General features: G+C 77.6%; 18 protein-coding genes. 3 read left to right on the forward strand and 15 right to left on the reverse strand.

The window, feature by feature from the left end; all coding sequences use genetic code 11:
- Window positions 1-63 precede the first annotated feature (63 nt).
- From pgm to ACIF6L_RS15555, 10 genes are all read right to left on the reverse strand, one after another.
- Entirely contained in the window at window positions 64-1,713 is a 1,650-nt protein-coding gene (pgm, locus tag ACIF6L_RS15510) for a phosphoglucomutase (alpha-D-glucose-1,6-bisphosphate-dependent) (RefSeq protein WP_396487378.1), read from the reverse strand.
- A 408-nt stretch (window positions 1,714-2,121) separates the two neighbouring features.
- On the reverse strand, window positions 2,122-2,799 hold the full coding sequence (locus ACIF6L_RS15515; RefSeq protein ID WP_396487380.1) for a hypothetical protein: 678 nt from the start codon (window positions 2,797-2,799) through the stop codon (window positions 2,122-2,124).
- Complete coding sequence (locus ACIF6L_RS15520) at window positions 2,796-4,382, reverse strand: DUF58 domain-containing protein (protein WP_396487382.1); 1,587 nt, start codon at window positions 4,380-4,382, stop codon at window positions 2,796-2,798. Before ACIF6L_RS15520 ends, ACIF6L_RS15515 begins: the two co-directional genes overlap by 4 nt.
- On the reverse strand, window positions 4,379-5,476 hold the full coding sequence (locus ACIF6L_RS15525; RefSeq protein WP_396487384.1) for an AAA family ATPase: 1,098 nt from the start codon (window positions 5,474-5,476) through the stop codon (window positions 4,379-4,381). The genes ACIF6L_RS15520 and ACIF6L_RS15525 overlap by 4 nt, the downstream gene beginning before the upstream one ends.
- 97 nt (window positions 5,477-5,573) lie before the next feature.
- Window positions 5,574-6,191, reverse strand: coding sequence for a hypothetical protein (locus tag ACIF6L_RS15530; protein ID WP_396487385.1), 618 nt, complete (start codon window positions 6,189-6,191; stop codon window positions 5,574-5,576).
- Entirely contained in the window at window positions 6,188-7,258 is a 1,071-nt protein-coding gene (locus ACIF6L_RS15535) for a DUF4129 domain-containing protein (protein WP_396487387.1), read from the reverse strand. The genes ACIF6L_RS15530 and ACIF6L_RS15535 overlap by 4 nt, the downstream gene beginning before the upstream one ends.
- A 141-nt stretch (window positions 7,259-7,399) precedes the next feature.
- A complete protein-coding gene (locus ACIF6L_RS15540) occupies window positions 7,400-7,819 on the reverse strand; it encodes a GNAT family N-acetyltransferase (protein WP_359834781.1) in 420 nt (139 codons plus the stop codon).
- Between the two features lie 86 nt (window positions 7,820-7,905).
- Window positions 7,906-8,964, reverse strand: a complete 1,059-nt coding sequence (locus tag ACIF6L_RS15545) for a phosphatidylinositol-specific phospholipase C domain-containing protein (RefSeq protein ID WP_396487390.1) — start codon at window positions 8,962-8,964, stop codon at window positions 7,906-7,908.
- 192 nt (window positions 8,965-9,156) lie between these two features.
- Complete coding sequence (locus ACIF6L_RS15550; RefSeq protein WP_396487391.1) at window positions 9,157-10,377, reverse strand: tetratricopeptide repeat protein; 1,221 nt, start codon at window positions 10,375-10,377, stop codon at window positions 9,157-9,159.
- Between the two features lie 58 nt (window positions 10,378-10,435).
- Window positions 10,436-13,978 (reverse strand): CHAT domain-containing protein, encoded by a 3,543-nt coding sequence (locus ACIF6L_RS15555; protein ID WP_396487393.1) that lies wholly within the window; start codon window positions 13,976-13,978, stop codon window positions 10,436-10,438.
- Window positions 13,979-14,147: 169 nt separating this feature from the next.
- Here ACIF6L_RS15555 and ACIF6L_RS15560 point away from each other — a divergent pair, with 169 nt between their 5' ends.
- Window positions 14,148-14,576, forward strand: a complete 429-nt coding sequence (locus tag ACIF6L_RS15560) for a hypothetical protein (protein ID WP_396487395.1) — start codon at window positions 14,148-14,150, stop codon at window positions 14,574-14,576.
- Window positions 14,573-15,484: a hypothetical protein gene (locus ACIF6L_RS15565; protein ID WP_396487396.1), complete on the forward strand. Its 912-nt coding sequence runs from the start codon at window positions 14,573-14,575 to the stop codon at window positions 15,482-15,484. Before ACIF6L_RS15560 ends, ACIF6L_RS15565 begins: the two co-directional genes overlap by 4 nt.
- 209 nt (window positions 15,485-15,693) lie before the next feature.
- On the opposite strand, the gene ACIF6L_RS15570 is transcribed toward ACIF6L_RS15565, so the two are convergent.
- From ACIF6L_RS15570 to ACIF6L_RS15585, 4 genes are all read right to left on the reverse strand, one after another.
- On the reverse strand, window positions 15,694-18,657 hold the full coding sequence (locus ACIF6L_RS15570) for a bpX6 domain-containing protein (RefSeq protein WP_396487397.1): 2,964 nt from the start codon (window positions 18,655-18,657) through the stop codon (window positions 15,694-15,696).
- On the reverse strand, window positions 18,654-20,330 hold the full coding sequence (locus ACIF6L_RS15575) for a hypothetical protein (RefSeq protein WP_396487399.1): 1,677 nt from the start codon (window positions 20,328-20,330) through the stop codon (window positions 18,654-18,656). The genes ACIF6L_RS15570 and ACIF6L_RS15575 overlap by 4 nt, the downstream gene beginning before the upstream one ends.
- A 214-nt stretch (window positions 20,331-20,544) precedes the next feature.
- The gene (locus ACIF6L_RS15580) at window positions 20,545-21,057 is read right to left on the reverse strand and encodes a hypothetical protein (RefSeq protein ID WP_396487401.1); all 513 of its coding nucleotides are present in this window, start codon (window positions 21,055-21,057) and stop codon (window positions 20,545-20,547) included.
- Entirely contained in the window at window positions 21,054-22,283 is a 1,230-nt protein-coding gene (locus ACIF6L_RS15585; RefSeq protein ID WP_396487403.1) for an AAA family ATPase, read from the reverse strand. Before ACIF6L_RS15585 ends, ACIF6L_RS15580 begins: the two co-directional genes overlap by 4 nt.
- 469 nt (window positions 22,284-22,752) lie before the next feature.
- Between ACIF6L_RS15585 and ACIF6L_RS15590 the strand changes: the two genes are divergently transcribed.
- Entirely contained in the window at window positions 22,753-23,379 is a 627-nt protein-coding gene (locus tag ACIF6L_RS15590) for a class I SAM-dependent methyltransferase (RefSeq protein ID WP_396487405.1), read from the forward strand.
- Between the two features lie 143 nt (window positions 23,380-23,522).
- On the opposite strand, the gene ACIF6L_RS15595 is transcribed toward ACIF6L_RS15590, so the two are convergent.
- On the reverse strand, window positions 23,523-24,092 hold the full coding sequence (locus tag ACIF6L_RS15595) for a hypothetical protein (protein ID WP_396487407.1): 570 nt from the start codon (window positions 24,090-24,092) through the stop codon (window positions 23,523-23,525).
- Between the last annotated feature and the right edge of the window lie 405 nt (window positions 24,093-24,497).

Below are 24,497 nucleotides of genomic sequence, written 5' to 3' on the forward strand. Positions count from 1 at the left end.
CGCCGGGCCGGGGCCCGGCGCCGCGAAGCGGCAGGTGCGGAACGGCAGGTGCGGAGCGGGAGGTCAGGCCGCCGGGCCCGCGAGGACCTCGTTGACCAGTTCGCGCGCCTCGGCCTGGACCCGGGCGAGGTGGTCGGCGCCGTGGAAGGACTCGGCGTAGATCTTGTAGACGTCCTCGGTGCCCGAGGGGCGGGCCGCGAACCAGGCGTTCTCGGTGCAGACCTTGATCCCGCCGATCGCGGCGCCGTTGCCGGGCGCCTCGGTGAGGACGGCGGTGACCGCCTCGCCCGCCAGGTCGCCGGCGCGGACCTGCTCCGGCGACAGCCGGGCCAGCAGCGCCTTCTGCTCGCGGTCGGCCGGGGCGTCCACCCGGGCGTAGGCGGGGGCGCCGAAACGGTCGGTGAGGTCGCGGTAGTACTCGCTGGGCGTGCGGCCGGTCACCGCGGTGATCTCCGAGGCCAGCAGGGCCAGCAGGATGCCGTCCTTGTCGGTGGTCCACACCCCGCCGTCGCGGCGCAGGAACGACGCCCCGGCCGACTCCTCGCCGCCGAACGCGATCGAGCCCTCCAGCAGCCCGTCGACGAACCACTTGAAGCCGACCGGCACCTCGACGAGGTCCCGCTTGAGGTCGGCGGCGACCCGGTCCAGCATCGAGGAGGACACCAGCGTCTTGCCCACCGCCGCGTCCACCGGCCAGTCGGCGCGGTGGCGGTACAGGTAGTCGACGGCGACGGCCAGGTAGTGGTTCGGGTTCATCAGGCCGCCGTCCGGCGTCACGATGCCGTGGCGGTCGGCGTCCGCGTCGTTGCCGGTGGCGATCGCGAACCGGTCCCGGCGCTCGATCAGCGAGGCCATCGCGGCCGGCGAGGAGCAGTCCATCCGGATCTTGCCGTCCCAGTCCAGCGTCATGAACCGCCAGGTCGGGTCGGTGACCGGGTTGACGACGGTCAGGTCCAGCCGGTGCGTCTCGGCGATCCGGCCCCAGTAGGCGACCGACGCCCCGCCCAGCGGGTCGGCGCCGATCCGCAGGCCCGCCGCCCGCACCGCGTCGAGGTCCAGCACCGAGACCAGGTCCTCGGTGTAGGCGGTGAGGTAGTCGTGGCGGCCGGTGGTCGCGGCGGCCAGGGCACGGGCGTAGGGCACCCGCTTGACGCCCCGCAGGCCGTCCCGGATCAGGGCGTTGGCGCGGTCCTGGATCCAGCCGGTGGCCTCCGAACCGGCCGGACCGCCGCTCGGCGGGTTGTACTTGAACCCGCCGTCGCGCGGCGGGTTGTGGGAGGGCGTCACCACGATGCCGTCGGCCAGTGCGTGCGGGTGGCGCCGGTTGTGGGCCAGGATCGCGTGCGAGACGGCCGGGGTGGGGGTGTAGCCGTCGGCGCTGTCCAGCAGGACGGTGACGCCGTTGGCCGCCAGCACCTCGACGGCGGTCGCCCGGGCCGGCTCGGACAGGGCGTGGGTGTCCGCGCCGAGGAACAGCGGGCCGGTGGTCCCCTGGGCCACCCGGTACTCGCAGATCGCCTGCGTGGTGGCGGCGATGTGGTCCTCGTTGAACGCGGCGTCCAGCGAGGAGCCGCGGTGCCCCGAGGTGCCGAACGCCACCCGCTGGCCCGGCTCCTCCGGGTCCGGGTGCAGCGTGTAGTACGCCGTCACCAACCGTGCCACGTCCACCAGGTCGTCCGGCTGCGCCTGCTGCCCGGCCCGTGCGTGTGCCATCGTCTCTCCCACAGTGTTCCTCGCCGTGCGCCGGCCGCGCGGCCCGGCGCATCCTTCTGCCCCGTGCTCACCGATCGTAGCCAGCGCGCGACCTTCGGCCCACACGGGGCGACCCCCGGGGCACCGGACCATCCGGCACGAGCGGCGCCCGGCGGGGCGGGGCGGGGGGCGCACGACCGGGGGGCGCACGGCGACGGCGGAACACCCCGGCACCGGGCGACCGGCGACCCCGGGCACCGGAGCACCCCGCACGAGCGGCGCCCGGCGAGGCGGGGGGGGCGCAGCCCGGCCCGGGCCGGTGCCCGGAGCGCCGCACACGGCCACCCGGCTCGGTCCCGGGGCGCGCACGGCGACGGCGGAACACCCCGGCACCGGGCGACCGGCGACCCGGCGCGGGCCCGCGGGCGCTCAGTCGCCGGGGTGCGGCTCCGCCGGCCGTGCCCGGGGGCCGGGCCGGGGTCGGGGGCCGGGCCGGGGTCGGAGCGCCTGGGTGACGCCCCAGGCCGCGGCCGCCAGGCCGGCCAGGGCGATCGGGCGCGACCACTCCCCCGCGCCGGTCGACGCGAGGGCGACGGACAGGACCAGGCCGGACGCGGCGAGGGCGGCCAGTGCGTGCACGGGCCGGACGCGGTCGCGCTGCGGGCCGAGGACGTCGACCAGCAGCAGGTAGCCGATCAGGAGCGCGGCCACCGCCGCGATCCCGCCGAACGGGGGCTCGCCCAGCGCGGCCAGCAGCACGCTCCCGGCCGCCAGCACGGTGCTGCGCGACGCGGCGAGCCGACCGGGCCAGCTGTGCGGGCGGCGCGGCGGCTCGTCCAGCGGCGGGGCGGCCCAGAGGGCGAAGACCGCGGCGACGACCGCGGCGACCGGGCCGAACCGGTCCACCGCGCCGTCGACGGTGCCGCCGACCCCGGCGGCGGTGAGCGCCAGCGCGACGCCCGTGCAGCGCAGTGCGGCCCGCTCGGCCCACCCGACCCACCGGGCGGCGGGCGCGATCCCAGGCTCGGCAGCGACCGAATCAGCGACCGAGGCGGTTGTCGGGGCGGCGGTCGGGGCAGCGGCCGGGGTGTCGTCGACGGTGGTCATCGGGCTCCTCCCCCGATCCGGCGGCGCAGCAGTGGCGCGAGCGCCAGGTCGAGCGCCTCGCCCGGGGTGTAGCGGGCCACCGGGATGCCGCGGGCGCGCAGCGCCGAGCGCATCGCCTCGCGTTCGGCGTGCCAGAGCCGCAGGGCCACCGCGCCGATCTCGTCACCGGGCTCCACCGCCGGTTCGCCGGCCGGGACCTCCACCACGACCAGCGGGTTGCCGCGGTCGCGGACCTGGCCGAGCACGTCCAGGATGCGCTGGTCGGCGAGCGAGGTGAAGGCGTACACCAGCGCGTGGCCGGGCAGCGCCGCCGCCGGGAGCCGGGGCACCAGGGGCCCGCGGTGGCCCCGGTCCTGGCGGACCTCCAGCACGCTCTCCACCATCCGGTAGAAGTGCCGGTCCCCGCTGCCCGCGGCGAGCCAGCGCAGCTTCCCGCCGACCGCGATCAGGCCGACCCGGTCGTGCCGGCGCAGGTAGGCGCGGGTCAGGCCGCCGGCCGCGCGCAGCGTCTCGTCGAGGCTGGACCGGCCGGTGGCCGCGTCCAGGAAGTCGGCCAGCGTGTCCAGCAGGACGACCGCGTCGGCGGCCCGCTCCGCCGCGAACTGGTTGATCTGGACGGCGTCGCGGCGGGTGGTCGACGGCCAGTGGATGCGCCGCTGGCGCTCACCGGGCACGTGCGGGCGCACGCCGACGACCTCGACGCCGGTGCCCTCGTGCGCGGTGGTGTGCTCGCCGAGGCGTTCGGGCAGCCGTACCGGGATCGGGGTGAGTCGGGCCGCGCTCGGTACCGGGAAGACGTCCACCGTGCCGAGGTCGGTGCGCACCGTCCGGCGGGCCAGACCGCCGGCGTCGTAGACGTCGATGTCGACGCTGCCCAGGGTCCAGCGGCCCCAGCGTTCGGCCCGGAGCACCAGGTCGACCTCGGTGGCGCCGACGGTCACCGCCGTCAGGGCGACGCCGGGGCCGAGGGCGACGGCCGGGTCGAGCCGGCCGATCCGTCCGTCGTGGCGGACGGTGATCCGTACGGTGATCGGCTCGCCCTCCAGGCAGCGGCTCGGTTCGACGCTGTTCTCGGCGGCCAGCCGGGACGGCCGGCCGGTGCCCGGGGCTGCCAGTGCGAGCAGGACGGCCGGGCCCGCGGCCAGCGCGAGCAGCCAGGCGTGGCCGGTGGCCAGCGCGGCGACGGCCGCGACGGTGGCGACGGTGAGCAGGCGCAGGGTCCGCTCGCCGGGGCGCCAGTGCGGGGAGGGCGGGGTGCTCGGCAGGCCGGCCGCGGTGGCCCGGGCGCTGCGGGCGACCAGGCGCGCGGCGGCCTGCTCCGGGCCCCGGGTGGCCGTCCGCCGGGCGGTGCCCGGGCCGGTGCGCGGGTCGGTGCGCGGGCCGGCGCTCAGGCCGGACCGCGTACCGGTCGGCCCTCCGGTCCGGACGGTCCGGGCCGGGCGGCCGCGGGCGGGGCGCGCACCGGGGCCGGCGGCCGGGCCGGCGAGCCGCCGTACCGGGCGCCCGCCGGGTCCCGCGCTCTGGGCGGCGAGCCGGCGGGCCTGCTGCCCGGGCCGGTCGGCGGCGGAGGGCTCGGGGTTCACCGGGCGGCGTCCGGGGCGTCCACCGGGCCGCTCCCCGGCCCGCCGGCCGCGCGCGGCAGGGTCTGCGGCGCCGGGACGGCGGCGACCAGGCGCGCCAGCACGTCGTCCGCCTCGACCTGGCGCACCCACAACTCCGGGGTCAGGGTGATGCGGTGGGCCAGGGCCGGAACGGCGAGCGCCTTGACGTCCTCCGGGGTCAGGTAGTCGCGGCCCTCCAGCATCGCGCGGGCCCGGGCCAGCTGGACCAGCGCGAGACCGCCCCGGGGCGAGGCGCCGACCTGGATCTGCGGGTCGTTGCGGGTGGCGTGGACCAGCGCGATCACATAGTCGACCAGGTCGTCGTCGACCTCGACCCGCTCCAACGCCGCCCGCATGGCGAGGAGTTCGGCCGGACTACTGACCGTCTCCAGGACCGGCTCGGGCACCGCCCGGTCCAGCCGGGCCCGGAGCATCGAGGCCTCCAGACCGGTGGTGAGGTAGCCCATCCGCACCCGGAGCAGGAAGCGGTCGAGCTGCGCCTCCGGCAGCGAGTAGGTGCCCTCGTACTCGATCGGGTTGGCGGTGGCGATCACCACGAACGGCTGCGGCAGCCGGCGGGTGGCGCCGTCGACGGAGACCTGGCCCTCGGCCATCGCCTCCAGCAGCGCGGCCTGGGTCTTCGGCGGGGTGCGGTTGATCTCGTCGGCCAGCAGGAGCTGGGTGAAGAGCGGCCCGGGGCGGAAGACCATCTCGCCGCTGCGCCGGTCGTAGAACGGCGCGCCGGTGACGTCCGAGGGCAGCAGGTCGGGGGTGAACTGGATCCGGCGGAAGTCCAGGCCGAGGGTGGTGGCGAACGAGCGGGCCAGCAGGGTCTTGCCGAGCCCGGGCAGGTCCTCGATCAGCACGTGGCCGCCGGCCAGCACCCCCAGCATCACCAGCCGGAGGGCCTCGGGCTTGCCGACCACGGCGCGTTCGATCTCCTCGACCACCGCGCGGGCGCGGCGGCCGGCCTCCTGCGGCGTCAGCACCTGGGCCTCGGCCGGACGCCCCGGGGACTGCTCGGCCACCGGGGCGTGCTCGGTGTCCGGGACGGGGGCCTGGGGAACGGCGGTCATGGCTCTCCTGAAGGGCGGCGTCGGCCGGCCAACTACCGGGTCCGGCGGGGGTGCGGGGAAACGGCGGGTGCTGGGCGTCCCTCGGGGACGGCGCCGGCTACCCGGACTTCGACGGCCTGGGGCCGGGCGGCTGGAGGGATTCGAGCCGGTCGACGAGGGCGAGCAGGACGGGGCCCGGGAGGGCCGCGTCCGGGTCCGCGGCGTCCGGGTCGATCCACGGCCACAGCCGGGGACCGATCAGTTCGGCGGCCTGGGCGCGGTCGGTGTCGAGCGAGACGCCGTGGGTCTCGGACAGGCGCGCCGCGAAGAGCCGCCGGAGCCGGCCGCGCAACGGCCGGGCGTCGCCGTTCGGGTCGAGGCCCTGACGGACGGTCCAGCGCCAGTCGCCGAGGCCCGGCTCCCGGGAGTCCATCACGCGCTGCCGGTCGCGCAGGCCGATGTCGAGGAAGCCCGCACCGGCCACGTACCGGCCGGCGACCAGTCCGGTGGCGGTCAGCAGGACGGCTCCGGCGGCGGCCGCGGGCGCGCCGCCGACCAGCGCGAACAGGACCTCGGCCAGTACGGCGGCCACCGTCAGCTCGATCAGGCTGTGCCGGACCGAGCCGGGTGCGGCGAGCTCGCCACCGGCCCGGCCCTTCGGGTCCACGGCTGCGGGGGCGGGGGCGGCGGAGGAGACGGCAGGGTCGGCCTGTCGCCCGTGCCGGCGGGCGCTCATCGGTGGCCTCCGGTACCGGCCGACCCGGCTGCCCCGGCCGACCCGGCTGCCCCGGCTGCCCCCGCCGTCGCGGGCTCCGGCGGTGACCCGGCCCGGTCCGCCAGTCGCTCGGCGAGCGCGTCGAGGGCCGACCGCGCCCGGCGCACATGGGTCTCGTCCATCGGGTGGGTGGAGTACCGGGCCTCCCGGAACAGCGCGGTGAGCGCCCGCGCGTGGACGGGGTCGACGCGGTCGTCGGTCACCGCACGCTCCAGCAGTTCGGTCGGGCTCTCGGGAGCCCGGCGGGACAGTCCGGAGGCCGCCAGCGAGGCCTCCATCGCGGCGTAGCAGGCGATCACCGCCGCCCGCGCGTCGGCGCCGGTGAGGGCGCGCCGGGCGGTGTCGACCGCGGCGGCCAGGGCGTCCTCACCTCGGGCCGGCGCGGCGGGCAGTCGCGCCGGCGGCGGCCGCCGGGCGATCCGCAGCCGCCGCAGCAGCAGGACGGCGACCACCACCACGACGACCACCAGGGCGACGGCGAGCGCGCCGAACACCACGGGGATCACCGTCGAGAGCCAGCTCTTGCCGGACACCGGGTCGGGCCAGACCGGCGGCGGCGACGCCGGGGGCGGGGTGAAGGCCGGCACCGGCGGCAGCGACGGCGGATCGACCGAGTCCTTGACCGCCCGCCCGTGGAAGACGAACAGCAGCACCGGCACCGCGGCGGCGGCCCCGGGCAGCAGGACCGCGGTGGCCTCCCGCAGGCGCTCCGCCCACGGCGTCGGCCCGTCGAGGTGGCGGACCTCCGCGCGGAAGCGCAGCGCGAAGCGGCCGATGACGAACAGCCAGCCGAGCGCGAGCAGCAGGACGAGTCCGAGGGCCTCCACCGGCACCGTGGCGGCGGGCGCACCGAGCAGACCGCCGTCCGGCCGCAGGGCCGAGGCCGCGAGGAGCAGGCCCACGACGGCGACCAGGACGCCCACGGTCCGGCCGGCCGACCCGCCCGCGCGCTCGGTGTCGCCCGCGCGGTCGTCCGGGCCGCTTCGCCCGTCGTGGCGGGGCCCGCTCGGGTGCAGTTCGTCGTCCACGCGGCCGTCCCCCGGTTCCCCCGCAGCGCGGTCGGCTCCGCGCGAGGATGCAGCGTCGCACACCAACTGTCGTATTGTCACCCCGCGTCGCGGGCCACCGAGGCCTCCGCACCCGGGCGGCCGCCGACCCCGGGAACGGGCTCAGACCAGGCGGTGCATGCCCACCGAGTGCGGGGCGGTCTCCCGGAAGCCGTACCGGGCGTAGAGCCGGTGGGCGTCACCGTCGGCGATCAGCGAGACGTAGGCGCCCGCCGGGGCCCGGCTCTCCAGTTCGGCGGTCAGCAGGGCCATGATCCGCCCGCCGAGGCCGCGGCCCTGGTGCTCGGGCAGGACGCAGACGTCGGCGATCTGGAAGACGGACCCGCCGTCGCCCACGATCCGGCCCATCCCGACCACCCGGCCGTCCAGGTGCACCGTCACCCCGTGCCAGGTGTGGGGAAGCCCGGCCGCCACCGCCGCGGCGGGCCGGTCGCTCATCCCCGCGCCGGTCCGCAGCCGTCGGAAGGTGTCCACGTCCGGCACACCGGCGCGCAGCTCGTAATGGTCACTCGCGCTAGTCATGCATTACACGATAAGCCACTGCCGCCCCTCCCGGCGGAACGCGCGGGTCGGGACGGCGGGCGGGACGGCGGTGGCGGGACGGGCCGTCAGCCCCGCGTCAGGGCGAGCGACTGCACGGCGGGGAGCTTGCGCCAGTCGCTGGAGACGATGCTCGCGTGCGCCCGGGCGAGCTGCTCGGTACGGCCGCGGGCCTGGTCGGCGGTGGGGTCGGTGGCGCTGATCGCGGGTGCGACGTTCTGCGCGTCGGTCATCGTCAGCAGGTAGTGCCGGCTGTCGTACCAGGCGGTGTCGATGCCGCCCAGGTAGGCGGCGGCGTCACCGTCGAAGACCACGAACCAGGGGCGGATCGCCGTCTCCGGGTACTTGGCGCGGGGATCGCCGGCCGCGGCGCCGTGCACGGCCGGGAACACCTGGGCGTCGCCGATCCGCCCGGCCGCGGCCAGGTCGCGCAGGTGACGCCCGTACTCGACGTCGGTGTGCAGGGTGTCGAAGGGGTTGCCCTCCTCCAGCGATCCGGGGATCACGTACACCAGCACCCGCCCGGCGAGCGAGGCCCTGGTCGGCCAGTTGCCGGCCCGGACCGCGTCGTCCGCCGTGGCGTACGAGCCGCCGCCCGGCCTGGCGAGCAGGTCGGCCGGGCGCAGCACGGCGGAGCCCAGGTGACCGGCGATCAGGGAGTCGAGCTGGGCGGGGCCCATGCCGCGGTTGGCGGCGAACCCGGCCTTGAGCTCCAGCTTGACCACCAGCGGGCCGGCGCCGGGGTGGGCGCCGAGCCAGACCCGGACGTCGTCCAGGCAGGTCTCCAGGTTCTTGTTGGCACCGCCGGTGTAGAGCTGGGCGGGCGTGCTCGCGCTGACGCAGTTGTTGGCGTTGCCGAGCGGGTTGGAGTGGCTGACCTTCCACTCCTGGGTCACGGTGTCCGTCCAGGCGTCCAGCTCGATCATGCCGGTGCCGGTGTCCAGGCCCTGGGCGAGGTAGCCGAACGCGGCCGGGTCGTAGGTGTTGTGCAGCCCGACGGTGGTGGCCGAGCCGAACGGGAGCTCACCGGGGCCGCTCGCGGCGGCCGACTGCACCGGGAGGAGGGCGGCGGCCGCGGCGAGCAGACCGGTGGCGATGGTGCCGGCGAGGGCGCGGCGTGCGGTCACGATGACTTGTCCCCTTGTCAGAACGCGGTCGGCGGTCGCTTCCGCCGTTCGGAAGGATGCCGTGGCTGAGCATCCCTCATGTGAAGGGGACACAACAACACCATGACGGGGGCGGGACGATCCCGCGGCGCCGCCGACGGTGACCGGTGACCGGCGGTCAGCGCGAAGCGGTCAGCGGTCAGCGGTCAGCGGTCAGCGCAGGTTCTCGCGCAACCAGTCCAGCTGCTCCCGGACGACCTGCACACGGGGGTGGCCCGGGCCGTGGATCCGGCTGTAGTCGGCGGCGCAGCGCGTCAGCAGGCCGGCCGCCTCGGCGAGGAGGCCGGCGTCGATCAGGACGTTGGCCAGGTTCTCCCGGGAGCTCACCGTGACGGGGTGACCGTCCCCGTGCAGGGCGATCCGCCGGGCCAGGATGTCCCGCAGGAGGGGGACGGCCTCCTGGTAGCGCGCCATGCCGTGCAGAACGGCGGCCAGGTTGTTGCGGGCGGAGAGGGTGTCGTCGGCGTTCGGCCCGGCGAGCGACTCCCAGGAGGCCGCCACCGCCCGCAGCTGCGGCTCCGCCTCGGCATGGCGGCCCAGCCGCACCAGGGCGGCGGCGAGGTTGCTGCGGGCCGCCACGGTGCGCTCGTGGTCACGCCCGTAGCGCTGTTCGATCCGGGGTACCAGGGCCCGCAGGGACCGCTCGGCCGCCCGGTGGCGGCCGCTGTTGATCAGGGCGGCCGCGTGCCGGTTGACGGCGGACAGCACCTCGGGGTGGTCCGCGCCCAGCAGCCTGGTCCGGCGGTCCAGCGTGTCGCGCAGCAGCGGTTCGGCCTCCGCGGAGCGGCGCAGGGACTCCAGGGCGGCGGCCAGCCCGTCGGCGCTGTGCAGGGTGTCCGGGTGGTCCCGGCCGAGTGTCTTTGCCCTGGCGCGGAAGTTCGCCTGCCAGAGCGACTCGGCCTGCTGGACCCGGCCGAGGTGGTGCAGCAGGTCCGCCAGCTCCGCGTCGGTCCGCAGGGTCTCCTCGTGGCGGGCGCCGAGCACCGCGCGCTGGGTGCCCGCGACGTACTCGTAGAGCTCGACCGCGCGGTCGTCGCCGCCCGGGGTGTGCGCCAGGACCCGGGCGTACTCCCGCAGGAGGATCAGGGTCTCGGGGTGGTCGGCGCCCAGCTTCTCGATGGCCGCGTTCGCCCGCCACTCGGCCACCTCCACCGGCTGGACGCGGACCCGGGCGATCTCCTGCTCCGGCCGGCCCTCCGTCACCTCGGTGACGGTGATGGTGGCCCCGGGCGGCTGCCAGCGCGGCTCCCGGAGCCCGTCGGCGGCGGCCGGCCCGTCCTCGGCGCCCTCGCCGGGCGGTCCCGACGGCGCGGGGCCGCCCGTGCCGTCGGCCCGCGCGGCACGCTCGGCCCGCCTGCGCCACCATCCGCTCATCGGTGGTCCTCCTTCGTCGTCTCGTCGTCTCGTCGTCTCGTCGTCGCGGTCCGGCCGGTCAGGCGCCGGCGTGCACATGGGCGGCCCAGAGGCCGGGACTGGTGGCGAACGCCGTCCGGCACTGCCGGACGGCGTGGTGGAGCGCCTCGGCCGTACGGTCGGTGTCCAGCCCCGGCGCCCCGGCGGGCCGGCCGGCCCGCAGGCCCTGGTAGAGCAGCCTGGTCATCCGCAGCGCCAGCAGGTCGTGCACCGGCCAGAGGGTGCCGACGGCATGGGCGTACCCGGCGAGCTGGAAGGCGGAGGTGATGTGGATCGCCTCGTCGGCCAGGTCCGCGGCGCCCCGGGCCGTCTCGCAGGCCGAGAGGACGGCGAGCCGGGCCGCGGGCAGGTCCAGCCGGGCGATCCGGCGGACCGTCAGCGCCGCCGTCCGGTGGTCGTGGACGAGGAGGCGGGCGTTGGACGGGTCCCGCGGCTCGCTGACGCCGTGGCAGGCGAAGTGCACGTGGGAGTGGCGGGGCAGCGCTTCGAGGACGCGTGCCAGGGTGGCCTCCTCGCCGATCAGCAGCTCGGTGGGCAGCAGCCCGCGGAGCAGCTCGACCTCGCGCCGGGCGCCGGTGAGCGGGCGGGCACCCGGGGTCTCGGGCAGCGCCACCGCGAGCAGGCCGTCGGCGGCCGGGGGGCCGCCGGGCGCGGACCCGCCCGCCGACGGTCCGGCCGGGCCCGGTCCGGCCGGTTCCGGTCCGCTCGGTTCCGGTCCGGTCTCCCGGGTGCGGGCGTACGCGAGCGCGCGGACGGTCGGGGTGTAGGAGGAGACCACCCGGTCGAGCACGGTGCGGGGCCTCCCGCCGGGCGCCGCCTCGGGCCGGCCCGCTCCGCCGTCGTGGCCCGTCGCGTCCCCGTGGTGGCCCGCCGCGTGCAGCGGCAGGGCGGAGAGCGCGCCGCCCGGCGACCACCAGACCCGGGGCCACCGGCCGTCCGCCGCCGCCCCGGACAAGCCGAGCCGGTCGAGCACCGGTCCGGTGACGTGGTCCCAGGTCCAGCGGAGCACCCCGCCGATCGCCACCTGGGCCGCCCGGTCGGTCGCCGGGTCGGCCGCCGCCGCCAGCGCCGCCTCCAGCCGGCGGACCTGCTCGTCCACCGCCTCCGGAGTGGCCCCGGGCAGTGGGACCAGCAGGACCTGACCCGACCACAGGACCAGTGCGTCGCTGCGGTACCCGCTGCAGTAGGCGAGCACCACCGGCCCGCGCCGGGAGACCGCCGCCAGGAGGTCCGGGGAGGGCGGGGAGAAGAAGTCCGCGAAGCCCGGCAGGGCGCGGATCTCCGTCACCAGCTGCTCGAACCGCGCCGCCAGGGTGTGCCGCAGGTGGCTGCCGGTGGTGCCGGGCAGCCCCGGCGCCCCGTCGGCCGGGTCGGCGGCGTCCCGTGCGTCGGGGGCGTCCAGGGCGTCGGGGGCGTCCAGGGCGTCGAGGGCGTCGGCGTCGGCGGCGTCGATCCGCTCGATCAGCTCGCGGAACCGCTCGGCGGCCGCGGGATGGGCGCGGCGCAGCCGGCCCAGGCCGTCGCGGGTGGCGATGGTGCGGCCCAGCAGGACGCCCCGGCCCTGTTCCAGCAGCTGGACGGCGAGGACGAGGTCCCCGGCCTGAACGGCGCAGGCGGCGGCCTCGGCGGCCAGCCCGTGCACCCGGGAGAGGCTGCGCTCCTGGTCACCGCGGGCCAGCCGGCCCGAGGCGGCGAACGGCAGCAGCCGTACGGCCAGTTCGTAGCCGTGCAGGGCCTCCTCCCACCGTTCGCCGGTCGCCGCCGCGGCGCCCCACTCCCAGGCGGCCAGGACCCGGCCGTGGGCCGGCATCGCCTCGGTCCGCGCGGCCCGCCGGTAGGCGTCCTCGGCGGCCCGCAGCACGCCCGGGTCGCCGTCCCGGTGGTGGAGGATCAGCAGGGTGTCGGCGTAGTACCGCAGGTAGCCGCCGTGCGCCGCGGTGCCCTCGGCATCGGCCCAGACGGCCCGGCCGAGGTCGCTCACCGCCGCTTCCAGCGCCGCCCCGTCCCCGGTCGTGCGGTACTGGTCGAGCCGGGCGTTGCCGAGATTGGAGAGCACCAGGGCGAGCCGGGGGTCGCCGTACGGGCTCTCCTCGACGGCGCGTTCCAGCAGGGCGACGGCCTCGTCCAGGTCCGCCAGGTCGCCGGTCGCGTCGAACCGGGCCCGCAGCGCGTTGGCGAGGTGGTTCAGCCGGTCGCCCAGGGCCGGGCTGCCGGACCGGGTCAGCGCGAGGGCCTCGCGGGCCGTCGCGATCGCCTCGTCGGCCACCGCCGGCTCGCCGGTCGCACCGTGCCGGCTCTGCAGCACCACACCGAGGTTGGCCAGCCGGTCGACCCGGTCGGCGGGCCGGACCGGTCCCTCGTCGACGGCCCGGCGGGCCAGCTCGGCCGCCTCCCGGAAGGCCTGCGGGTCGTCGGTCTGGAACCCGCGCTCCCGCAGGGTGACGGCGAGGTTGGCGAGGATCTCGCCGAAGGTCTTCGTGCCGGGCCGCTCCCCGGCCAGCGCCTCGCGCAGCACCTCGACGGCCTCGTCGAGGAGTTCCACGTCACCGGTCCACTGCGCCAGCCGGTGCAGCGCGTTGCCGAGGCTGTTCAGCCGGTGCGGGCGCCGGGTGGCGTCGCGCTCCGGCACGGCCGCGGCGCGGCGCAGCAGGTCGACGGACTCCCGCAGCACCGCCAAGTCGCCGGTGGCCTCGGCGGCCAGCCGCAGGGCCACCCCGAGCCCGGCCAGGCAGCCGCCGTGGCCCGGCTGCCCGGCCGGCGTCGCGGCCAGCGAGGCCCGGTTCACCCGGAGCATCTCCTCGCGGTCGCCCGGGTCGCCGGTGAGGGCGTACCAGGTCCGCAGGCCCTGGGCCAGGTTGTGCAGCGCCGGCAGCCGGGCTTCGTGGCCCGCCGGGACCACGGCCGGCACCTCGCGCCACAGCCCCAGCGCCTCCTCCAGCGCCTCGGTGTCGCCGGTGAGTTCGTAGCCGGAGTGCAGCACCTCGGCGAGACCGAGCAGCAGGGCGACGAGGTCGTCGGGGTCGGACGGCAGGCCGTCCAGCGCCCGCCGGTAGGCACTCTCGGCCCGGGTCAGGTCCTGCTCGCGGCCGGCGGCCCGGTAGCGCTCGGACAGTGCCGCGCCGAGGCCGGCCAGCGCCTCCCCCACGGTGGGCGGCTGCTGCGGCAGTCCGGCCGCGCGGGCGAACATCGCCACCGCGCCGTCCAGATCCGCCGGCCGGTGGTCGAGGTCGAACCTGGTCCGGTACCCGAGGGCGAGCAGCCGGACGTCCTGGGCCGCGGGCGGCTCGGCCGCCGCGCGTTCGACCCCGAGCTCGATCAGGGCGTCCAGGTCCCGCCGGTCGCCGAGCAGTTGCCAGCGCACCAGGAGCGCCACCAGGAGGTTGCCCGCCCGGACGGGCCGGCCCGGGTCGCCCGGCGGCGCCGTGCGCAGGTACTTCCGGGTCGTCCGGACCGCCCGGTCCAGCGCCGCCCGGTCGCCCGTTCTGAGGTGGTGCAGCAGGAGTTCGGCGGCCGGATCCGCCCCGCCTCCCGTCACCGAAAGCCGCGCCTGCGAGACGATCACCCCCGGGCGCTCCGTCGCGCCGATCGGCCGGTCTGCTCCAACTCCCCGCCTCGGCGGGTGGAATCGCTCCATATCCTAGCGAACGTACCGTCAGGAGGCCGTCGTTATACTGATCCACGATCCGCGACGACGATCCACGATCCGCGGACGACGCCATGAAGGGGGCCGGGTGGTCGAGACGGCGAGCCGCGAGCCGGACGGTCCGACGGCCGGGCACGCGCGGTTGGGGGAGTTCTGCCGGCGGCTGACCTCCGCACCCGACTCGCTCGACCTCGGCCCGGCGGGGCACCGCCTGGTGGAACACCTCACCGCTGAGCTGCGGGCCGGCCGGCCGGCGGCGGAACTCGACGACGTGTTCGACGAGTTGGAGGAGCTGCTGCTGATGGCCGGGCACAGCGCCGGGCTCGGCTCCTTCCGCACGACCCCCGTCCCCGGCCCCGCCTACCGCGCCCTGCCGGTCTCCGGCCCGGGCCACCCGCCGCTGCACGTCCTGGCCTGCCCGCACGGCCACTGCGGCCGGGTGGAGGTGCCGGACGCCGCGCAGGCGTCGCAGTGCCGGGTGTTCGGACAGCCGCTGCGGGCGGTCGGACTCCGGTGACCAGCGCCTTCCTCGGCGCGCTGGGCGGCCGAATCGCCGAACGCTGGGTCGCGCTGCTCGCCCTCCCCGGCCTGCTCTACCTCGCCGCCCTGACCACCGCCGGCGTCCTCGGCCAGCGCCACTGGGGCGACCTCGGCCGGCTCCGCTCACGACTCGACGACCTGGCCGCCGCGCCCGGCTCGCACAGCGCCGCCGTGATCGCCGTCGTCGCCCTGGCCGTCCTGGTCGGCGCGGCCGCGATCGGGGCGGCCGCCCAGGCGCTGGGCACCGGGGTGGAACTGCTCTGGTGCGCCGAGGCGCGCGGCCCGCTGCTGCGTCGCCTCGCCGACCGGCGGCTGCGCCGCTGGCGCACGGCGGACGAGGCCTACCGGTCGGCCCTGCTGGCGGCGGGCCGCGCCCGGATCGCCGGCGCGGCCGACGCCGACGACCTGGCCGACGCCGCGGAGCTCCGCTACGCCGAACGCAACCGCGTCGCGGCGGCCCGCCCGCGCCATCCGTTCCGCACCGGGGACCGGCTGGCCGCCCCCGGCCAACGCCTCTGGCGCGCCTACCGCCTGGACCTCGCGGCCGCCTGGCCCCATCTGTGGCTGCTCGCCGCCGACGGCACCCGCGCGGAGCTGCACACCGCCCGCCTCCAGCTGGGCGCCGCCGCCCGGCTCTGCGCCTGGGGCATCGGGTACCTGCTGCTGGGCCTCTGGTGGTGGCCGGCCGCACCGGCGGGCGCGGCCGCCGTCGGCCTCGGCCTGCGCCGGGGGCGGGACGCCGCGGTGGCGTTCGCCGACCTCACCGAGGCACTCGCCGACCTGCACGTCCGCGAACTGGCACAGTCCCAGGGCATCGACTGCCCCGACGGCTTCGACCGCGCGGCGGGCGAACGGCTCTCCCGGGCCCTGGCCAAGGTGGACTGACCGCCCGCCGAGGCCCCGCACCGCCGCCCGGCAGCCGGCACCGGGCTCCGGCGGCGCTCCACCGGCGCTCCACCGGCGCCGGTGTCGGCGGCCGGGAGGCCGTCCCCGCCGGGGCGACGAGCCCCGTGGCGGCGCCCCCCGCGGACGGCCCAGCGGCCCGCCCCGCCCGGTGGGGGTCCACCGCGCGCCGCTCGGCGGCCGAGCAGCGGTCACCCGGTGGTGACCCGCAGGTTGGCGAGGACGGCCGAGCCGTCGGCGGTGGTGGCGAGCACCCGGCCGGAGCGGTGCCAGAACGTCAGTGCCCCGCCGTGGTGGCGCAGGCCCACCGCCGGCAGACCGGCACCCGGCTGCCCCGCCGCCGTCGCGTTCGGGAGCAGCAGGGTCCGCGGCGGCTCCGCCTCGCTCGCGGTGCCGGTGTGGACGCGGACGGTGCCGTCAGCGGCCGGGGCGAGCGTCAGGGCCCAGTGCTCGCCGTCGACGACCGGCCCGGCCGGCGCCACGCCGTCGACGAGTCGTTCCACCGGCTCCCGGTCGGTCGACCAGCGCAGTGTGGTGCCGCCCCGGGCCGGATCGGGTTGGCCGGTCAGCAGCCGGCCGGTCGCCAGCAGCGCCGTGCCCTCGCCGAGGAGGTCGGCGTCCAGCGCGGTGCGCGAGCGCAGCTCCCAGCCGGGCTGGTCCCAGCGCCACAGCTCCGTCAGCACGCCACCCCCGGGCAGCCGGGAGGCGACGACGGACGCGCAGGACGTGGGCGTGCGCACCAGCGGGCCGACGGGCCGCTGCTCGCCACCGAGCTCCCGCCACACCACGGTCGGGCGCGCGGCCAGGGTGTCGAGGACGGCGATGCCCTCCTCGTCCCGGGTCAGCAGCTGTCGGCCGTCGAAGGACGGCACGAGCCCGCGCACCCGCAGCGTGCCCCAGTACCGGACGGCGCGGGTGCCGAGGTCCAGCCGGGAGATCTCGCGGACCTGCCCGTACCGGGCCACCAGCAGGGCGGTGCCGCCGTGGTCGGCCAGGACGAGTTCGTCCGCCGGGACGTCCCAGCGGGCCTTCACCCGGCCGTCGGGCCCGAGCAGTCGCACCCCCGCCTGGCCGCAGGCCACCAGCAGCAGGCCCGACTCCAGCCGCGCCGCGTCCAGGACCGGGAGCGTCCCGGGCCGGTCCACGAAGGCCCACTCGTGCCCGCCGTCGGCCGTGGGACGGGCGCGCCGGCCCGGTCGCGGCAGATCCGCCGCGACCAGCGGGTCGGCACGCTTCGCCAGCTGCTCGAACAGGGCGGTCTCGGTGCGCTGGTCGAGCGGGGCGCCGGAGCCGCCGGCCCCGCCGAATCCGCCGTCGCGGACCACGGCGCGGAGCGCCGCCGTGGCGAGTTCGCGGTCGTTCGCCGGGTCCGCGCCCGGCAGCCCGGCCAGCGCACCGGCCAGCGCGGACCGGCCGGTCGCCCGGCCGCGGCCGGCGTCGGTGGCGCCGGCGTCATCGGTGGTGCCGGTGTCGTCGCCGGCGTCCTCCAGGACGGCCAGCGCGAGCGCCCGGGTCGCCTCCCCCGCGCCGAGGGCCAGCAGGTGGGCGAGTGCCCGGCCGCGCGCCGGGCCGCCGAGCGCGACCGCGTCCCGCAGGTCGGCGGCCACCGAGGGGCGCAACTCCTCGTCCGGCCAGGCGGCTTCGACCGCGTCCAGTCGGTCGCCGCCCGCGCGGCAGTGCTCGACCCAGGCGGCCCGCAGCTCACGCCCGGCCCCCGGGTCGTCGGCGCTCAGCCGCTCGACGGCGTCGGCGAAGGCGGCCCGCCGGTGCGCCGTCCGGACCGCCCGCGCGCGCTCACCCGCCCGCCACCAGAGCCGCACCACCAGATCGGCGGCCAGCCCACGGCCCTCGGCGAGTTCGGCGGCCTGAGCGGTCCGGCCGTGCCGGTCCAGCAGGGCGACGGCCTCGGCCGGGGCGTCCAGCAGGTCGGCGAGCACGAACGCCGCCTCGTCGATCCGCCCCTCCCGCTCCAGCGCGGTGGCGGCCTGCCGGTAGAGACCGGCCAGGTGCTGCTGCACGGTCGGCCCGGACATCGGCGAGACGCCCGCCGGGCCGCCGGTGACCGGGGTCGGCCGCAGCGCGCCCGCGAAGCGCCGGGGCAGGCCGAGCGAGAGCCACCCCTGCTCGGTCGGGCGGGATTCGCCGGCGAGCCGGAGCGCGTCGCGCAGCGCGTCGTCCCAGCGGCGCTGCTCGAAGGCGCGGGTCAGCTCCCGCAGGTAGCGGGCGTGGCGGCCGTGGACCAGCCGGCCGGCGGGGCTGCGCACGACGAGCCGGGCGAGCAGCCCCCGCAGCAGCGGCCGCCGGGCGCGGACCGGCCGCCCGCCCGCCGGGCGCGCGGCGGAACCGCCAGTTCCGGCGGTTCCGGCGGACGTGCCCCGGGTGGCCCAACTGCCCCGGACGAGGAGGGCGGTGACGGCCACCGCGAGCAGGACCCCGCCGGGGTGGAAGCCGCGGTCCACGATCAGCTGGGCGAACCGGACGACCAGGAACACGGCGACGACGACGATGAGGACGGCCGCCGCCATGAACGCCACCGGGCCGGACCCGTCCCCCCAGCGGGGCAGCCGAAGCCGGCCGAACCACCGGGCGGCCCGGGACAGGCCCGGGAGGCGGACCCGCCGACCGCCGCCGGGCGGAGCCGCCTCGGTCAGACGGCGGGCGCGCTCGGAGCGGGCCCCGACGCCGGCCGCCGCCCGCAGGTCGGGCCGGGCGGGCCGGGGCAGGTCCTCGACGACGGGCGCGGGCTCGGCCACCGCACCGACCGGCGCGAGCCGGTGGAGGGTGAGTCCGGCCGGGTCGAGCCAGTCCGAGGGGTCCAGCGGCGGCAGTTCGGCGATCGGGAGCGTCGTCACCGCCCCCGCCACGGGGAGGACGAGCCGGCCCGTCGGCACCGGGGCGCCCTCGGCGCCGACGGCGGCCAGCCCGCCGCCGGGCAGGCGCCGCACGGGCAGTCCGGGTGCGCGGTCCGCCCGGGCCTCGACCGGCTCGGCGAGGACGAGCAGCCAGCGGCCGTCCGGGAGCGCGCGCAGCTCGGCGCCGTCCGCCCAGTGGGCCAGGACGCGCTCGGCGGCCTCGGCCGCGCCGATCAGCGGGACGTCCAGGACGAAGCCGGCCGCGGCCACGGTGGCGCGGAACGCGGCGGCGGTGGCGCTCACTGGTCGCTCCCGAGGTGGTAGAGGACGCGGCCGGTGTTGGCGTCGCCGATGACGATCCGGCCCGGGCGCGGTTCGGCGGCGAGCAGGGGCAGGGTCGGGTGGACGGCGGCCGGACTGACGCCGCCGGAGAAGCGGCCGAGCGTGCGGGTGCCGTCCGGCCGGATGCTGCGCACCTGCCGGCCGTCGAGGGTGCAGGTGATCAGCGCCGGCACCGCGCCCTGGTGGACCAGGCCGACCACCTCGGCCCGCTCCCGGAACGAGAGCCGTACCCGGCCGCCCTGCCGGGGCTGCACCACCCAGTTCCTGCCGTCCTCGGACCAGGCCTGGGTGGTGCCGCCGTGCACGACGTGCCGGGCCCGCTCCGCCTCGGGCAGCAGCGGGTGCGGGAACAGCCGCCGCTCGCGGACCCGCTGGAAGCCGCGCTCCTCCGCGCCGGGGGCCAACGGCCCGTCGTCCCGGGCGCCCCCGCCTCGCTCGATCCGCCACCACCGGCCGCCCAGCGGGCAGAGCAGGTCGTCGCCGTCGCGCAGCACCGGCCGGAGCGGGCCGGTGCACACGGGTTCCAGGACGGCCCGGTCGAGCCCGAGGGCGGCCAGCTCGACGGTGAACTCGCCGCTCGCCCCGAGCGGGCGGCCACTGACGTACGGGAGGAGCCGCTCCCCCCTGAGGTGGAGGGCGATCAGACGCCGGCCGATGCGGCCCGCCGCGACCACCGGCCCGTGCAGGTGGTGGCGGCGGGTCCGGATCGCGCCGTCGTGCTCCGGCCCGGCACCGGGCAGGTTGGCCGCGAGCAGGGTGGCGGTGTTCCGGCCCCTCAGCAGGAGTGTGCGGGCGTCGGTGGTGAAGACCGGCTGCGCCCGCCCGGTCGCCCCGACCGGAACGGCGACCACCGCCGGCGCGGCCCGGCGGAACTCGGCGCCGCGCAGCGCTCGGACGGCGATCGGCGCCGGGGGCAGCGGCAGCTCGACGGACGTCCGCGCGAGGCGCACGGTGACGCGGACGGCGCCGTCGGCGCTCCAGCCGCTCGGCTCGCTCGCCAGCACGTGCTGCGGGGAGGCGAGCCGGTCGGCCAGCCGGGGCGAGGTGAGCAGCCAGGACCGGTCGGCGTCGTCCAGCCCCTGCCGGGCCCGCCGGACGTCCTCGGGCGTCGGGTCGGTGTGCCGGCGGGCGGCGAGCCAGCGCGGCAGCAGCTCCGGGAGGTCCCCGGTGAGCCACTGGCCGGGCGGGTCACCCAGGATGCCGACGACCAGTTCGGTGCCGCGCGCGGCTGCCCGGCGGTGCAGGACCAGCAGGGCGGCGAGCTGGACGAGCCGCCCGGCGCCCGCCTGGGCGGGGCCGGTGTCGGCCAGCGCGACGATCCGGCCGCGTACCGTCGGGGCACGGAACTCGGGTGCCAGGTGCAGGAGTTCACCCTCGGCCAGGCGGCGCAGGAACTCGTCGGGGGCTTCGTCGGCCAGCAGCCACTCGGAGGGCAGCAGTTGGTCGGGCCGACCGGACCGGGCGAGGCCGCCGTGCCCGTCCGGGGTGCCGCGGTCGTCGACGGCGGGCTCACGCTCGCCGATCAGGGCATCCAGGCGGCGGAGCAACGGGCCCAGCGCGACGGCGAGTTCCGGCGTCAGCGCGGACAGACCGGCGGCCCAGGGGGCCAACGCGGCGGGGAGTCGGGCGGTCATCGCAGGACACTCCCGCAGGACGGGCCCGGGGCGCTCAGGGCGCGACGGACGGCGGGAGTGGGCGCGGGAGCGGGCACGGCCCCGACACCGGGGAACAGGCAGCCGCACCCTGGCGCGGCGGCGACCGGACGCCGACGGCGGGTTCGCGCGGCCGGACGGCGGGTTCTCGCGGCCGGCCCGGGGTGGCCCGGCGGGACGGCCGTGGGTCGGGCGGTCATCGCGGGCCACCCCCGGCGGCCGGATCCGGCGCCGCCGGGGTGGACGCGTCCTCGGTGGAGCCCGTGTAGGGGTCCAGTGCGGCGGGGTCGGTGGTCGGGGGCGGCGGGTCGGCGACCAGGGCGTGCCCGGGGAGCAGGACGCAGAGCCGGTCGCCCTCGGCACCGACGGCCCGGCGCCAGAGCGCCGCGGCGGGCCGGGGGCGCGCGGTGGTGGGTATTAGGACACCGGCGTCGAGGCCCAGGTAGCGGGCGCCGTCCGCCCAGGGCAGGTCGGCCTCGGCGCCGAGCACCAGCAGCGCGCCGTCGCCGGCGACCACGCCGAGCCGGGCACCGCCGGCGAGCCGTTCGCGCGCGGCCACGGCCAGGGCGGCCACGGCATCGCCCAGGGCGAGTACGGCGGCGGCGGGCAACGGCGGCTCGCGGCGCTCCCAGCGCAGCGCGACGGACGGCGGGACGGACGGCGAGCCGGGCAGCGAACCGGACGGCGGGGCGGTGACGGTACCGGTCATGCGGGCGCGACCGCCGCGACCAGCTCGGCACGTATCCCGGCCAGGGCCCCGGACAGGTCGGCCGGGTCGAACCCGGCGTCGATCTCCCGCAGCGCGGCCTCCAGCCGCAGCCGGGAGTCCCGCCCCTCGGGGAGGGTGCGGTGCGCGGCCAGCAGCTGCGTACCGGTGCGGACGAGCCGCTCGGCCCGGGCCGCAGAGCTGCGCGACAGCTCCTCGGCGGCGTGCGCCAGGCTGCGGTTGGCGGCCTTCTCGACCAGGTCGGCGAGGGTGTCGCGGGCCTGCGCCTGGGCGTCGGCGGTGGGGGCGACCAGCGGCAGCACCCACAGGTCGCGGGCCGAGGCCGCCGTCCGGCCGTCGAGCACGGCGGCCGCGGCGACGAGCTTCTGCGACCGGACCGCCCGCCGGTCGCTGATCGGCACGCCCGCGGCACGCAGCCGGCGCAGCGCGGCGGCGACCAGCGGGGTGACCTCGTCGAGGTCGCAGGCCCGGGCGGCGGCGGCCAGCCGGTCGAGCGCGCCGAGCCGGTCGGCCGCGGCCGCGGCCGCGAGGCCGGTCGGGCCCATCGGATCGCCCGAACCGGCGAGGTCGCGCGGGTGGAGTGGGGACGCCGCCGGCCGGCGGCCGGTCTCCAGCAGTTCCTCCAGCCGCGCGTCCGCCACCGGCTCGACGAAGACCCGGGCCAGGAAGCGGTCCGCGAAGGCGGCGAGCGCCGGGTCGTCCGGCAGGTGGTTGGCCGCGCCCACGCAGACCCGCAGCGGGCTGTGCAGCACGGTGCCGCCGCGCCGGAAGACCCGCTCGTTGAGCAGGCCGAGCAGGGTGTTGAGGACGGCGGTGGAGCCGAGGAACACCTCGTCGAGGAAGGCGATCTCGGCCTCGGGAAGCATCCCGGCGGTCTCGAACTCGATCCGGCCCTCGCGCAGTCGACGCAGGTCGACCGGGCCGAACAGCTCGTTGGGCTCGGTGAACCGGCCGAGCAGGTACTCGAAGTAGCGGCCGCCGAGCTGGCCCGCGATCCGGCGGACCGCCTCGGACTTGGCCGTGCCCGGCGCGCCGACGACCAGCAGGTGCTCGCCGGCCACCGCGCACAGGACCACCACTTCGGCCACGGTCTCGCGGTCGATCATGCCCTGCCCGGCGGCGGCCACGGCGTGCCCGATCAGCTCGGCGTCGGCGGCGTCGGCGGCGTCGGCGGCATGGGCGGTTGCGGTGGCGCTGGTCTCGGTCACGAGCACCGGAGTCTACGGGCGGCTCCGCGACGCCCACCAACCGGTTTCCGGGCTACCCGCCCGCGGCATCCAGACCCCCCCGGGTTCGCTGCTCACCGCTGTCGGAGTGATGCGGGCCGGCCGCTCCTTCACTCTCGAGCCTCACGGCAGGCCCATGTCGGACAGGTGTCGGACAGGCTGCGAATCCGCTCGGTCGCCTTCTTCCGGGAGTAAGGCCCCGACCGCCCGACGAGGTGGGCACTCATTGGGTCAGTGAACTACCCCAGTGCGTGTCCGGAGGACGTCACTGACCTCGGCACTTCAAGGCGTCGGGTGGTGGGAGGTCGAGGTTGGCGGAGAGCCGATATTCCTCCCGTGTCGTGCTCCTCGGGGTTGGTCTCTGCGGGGCCTGCGGTGGCCTCCGGCTCCAGCCCGGAGGCAGCCGAAATGGTGTCGCTCCGCGTGCCGGGGGCCGTTACCGTGCACCCTTGTGAACCCTGAAGATCCGAAGGACTTGGTCCGGCGCGGGTACGACTTGCTCTCCGTTCAGTACGAGCGCGCGTTCGGCAGCGAGACGAAGTACGGATCATGGATCGAGGATCTGCTCGGTCGGCTTCCGGATGCGGGCGCGGTACTGGATGTGGGGTGCGGGACCGGAGTTCCCGTGGCCCGGTCGCTCGCCGCGGCAGGGCACCACGTCACGGGTGTCGACATCAGCGGTGTCCAGGTCCAGCGGGCTCGGGAGCTGGTACCGGGGGCCGAGTTCATCCGAGCGGACGCCATGACCCTGGCGTTCCCCTCGGAGACCTTCGACGCCGTCATCTGCCTCTACGCGCTGATCCACCTACCGGTCGAGGAACAGCCCGCTCTGCTGGAGCGGATCGCCTCGTGGCTGCGGCCGGGCGGCTGGCTTCTGGCCACCACCGGGCATCAGTCCTGGACCGGGACCGACGAGAACTGGCTCGGCGGCGGAGCCGCGATGTGGTGGAGTCACGCGGACGCGGCGACGAACCGGTCCTGGCTGCTGCGTGCCGGCTTGGAGGTGTCACACGAGGAGTTCGTCCCCGAAGGCGACAGTGGCCACGTCCTGTTCCGCGCACGGCGCCCGCAGGGTTGACGGTCCGGTCGGACCGCGGCCGGCGGCGTTGACGCGGGGCGTCGGCAGCGGTTCGGCGGAGGTCGGTCGCGCGGGGTTCGAGGCACCGCCGCACCGATGAGGGAGCCGGCGGGGCGGGGGCCTCATCGGTGCGGACCGGCGGATCAGGCCTGCCAGTGCGGCTTGCCGCTGACCATGCGGCAGTAGATCACCCGGCCGCCGGCCTCGTGGGTGCTCTTGCCCAGGTCGGCGTCGCGGCAGAACTGGCCCGCCTTGTAGCAGTTGCCGGCATTGGAGCGGATCTCGCAGTCGCCGGCGGCCGCCTTGGGCTGCGCGGTCGGCTCCGGGTCCGTCGGCGGCTTCGCGGTGGTCGCCTTGGGCTCCGGCGCGGCCTTGGTGACGGGCGGCTGCGTCTTGGGCGCGGCCGACTGGGGCCTGGCCGTGGTCGGCGCGGGTGCGGGCTCCGCGGGCGGCACCGGCGTGGTCACCGCCGACGGGGTCACCACCGGCGCGGGCTCGGGCGCGGTGACCACCGGTGCGGGGGTGGCCGGCGGGACGGTGGCGACGGGTGCGGCCGGGGCCGTGACGGCGGGCGGGGAGGCGGCGGTCGTGGCGCCGTCGGCCGGCGTCGGGTCGCACCCGGTCAGCGCGAGACCGACGGTGAGGACGAGTCCGGCCACGGCGGCCAGACCGCGACGGCCGCCGCGCGTGCGTGCGGTCGTGCGGGACGACATTCGTGCGGACGTGCGTGAGGGCATGAGGGGAGACGCTCCGATCCGATGAAAAGATGTTCGGGATTCAATCAGGGCGACCACACGCCACAAGCACATCCCGCACACTTCGTTGGCAGATCGAGACCTTGCGACCACGGAGAGCAACCGGGCCGCCCAGCGCCGATCACCCACGGTCGACCGGCCTCCACGCCGTCCGGCCCGCGCGCCGCCGTCTCCGCCGGACAGGTCCGGTATCCCACCCGCCCGGCCACGCTTGCCCGGCTTCGAACCCCTGCGGTGCGTACGGTCGGTGCCGTCCCGACCGAACCCGGTCGGCGGGCGAAGGGCCTGTCGTCGTCTCTCCCACGGGCGGGAGTACGAGGGCAGGGCGAAGGAGACCGGCAGCCATGCAGCGCAAGTGGTGGA

Source organism: Kitasatospora sp. NPDC086009 (genome assembly GCF_044540385.1).
Taxonomy (GTDB): domain Bacteria; phylum Actinomycetota; class Actinomycetes; order Streptomycetales; family Streptomycetaceae; genus Kitasatospora.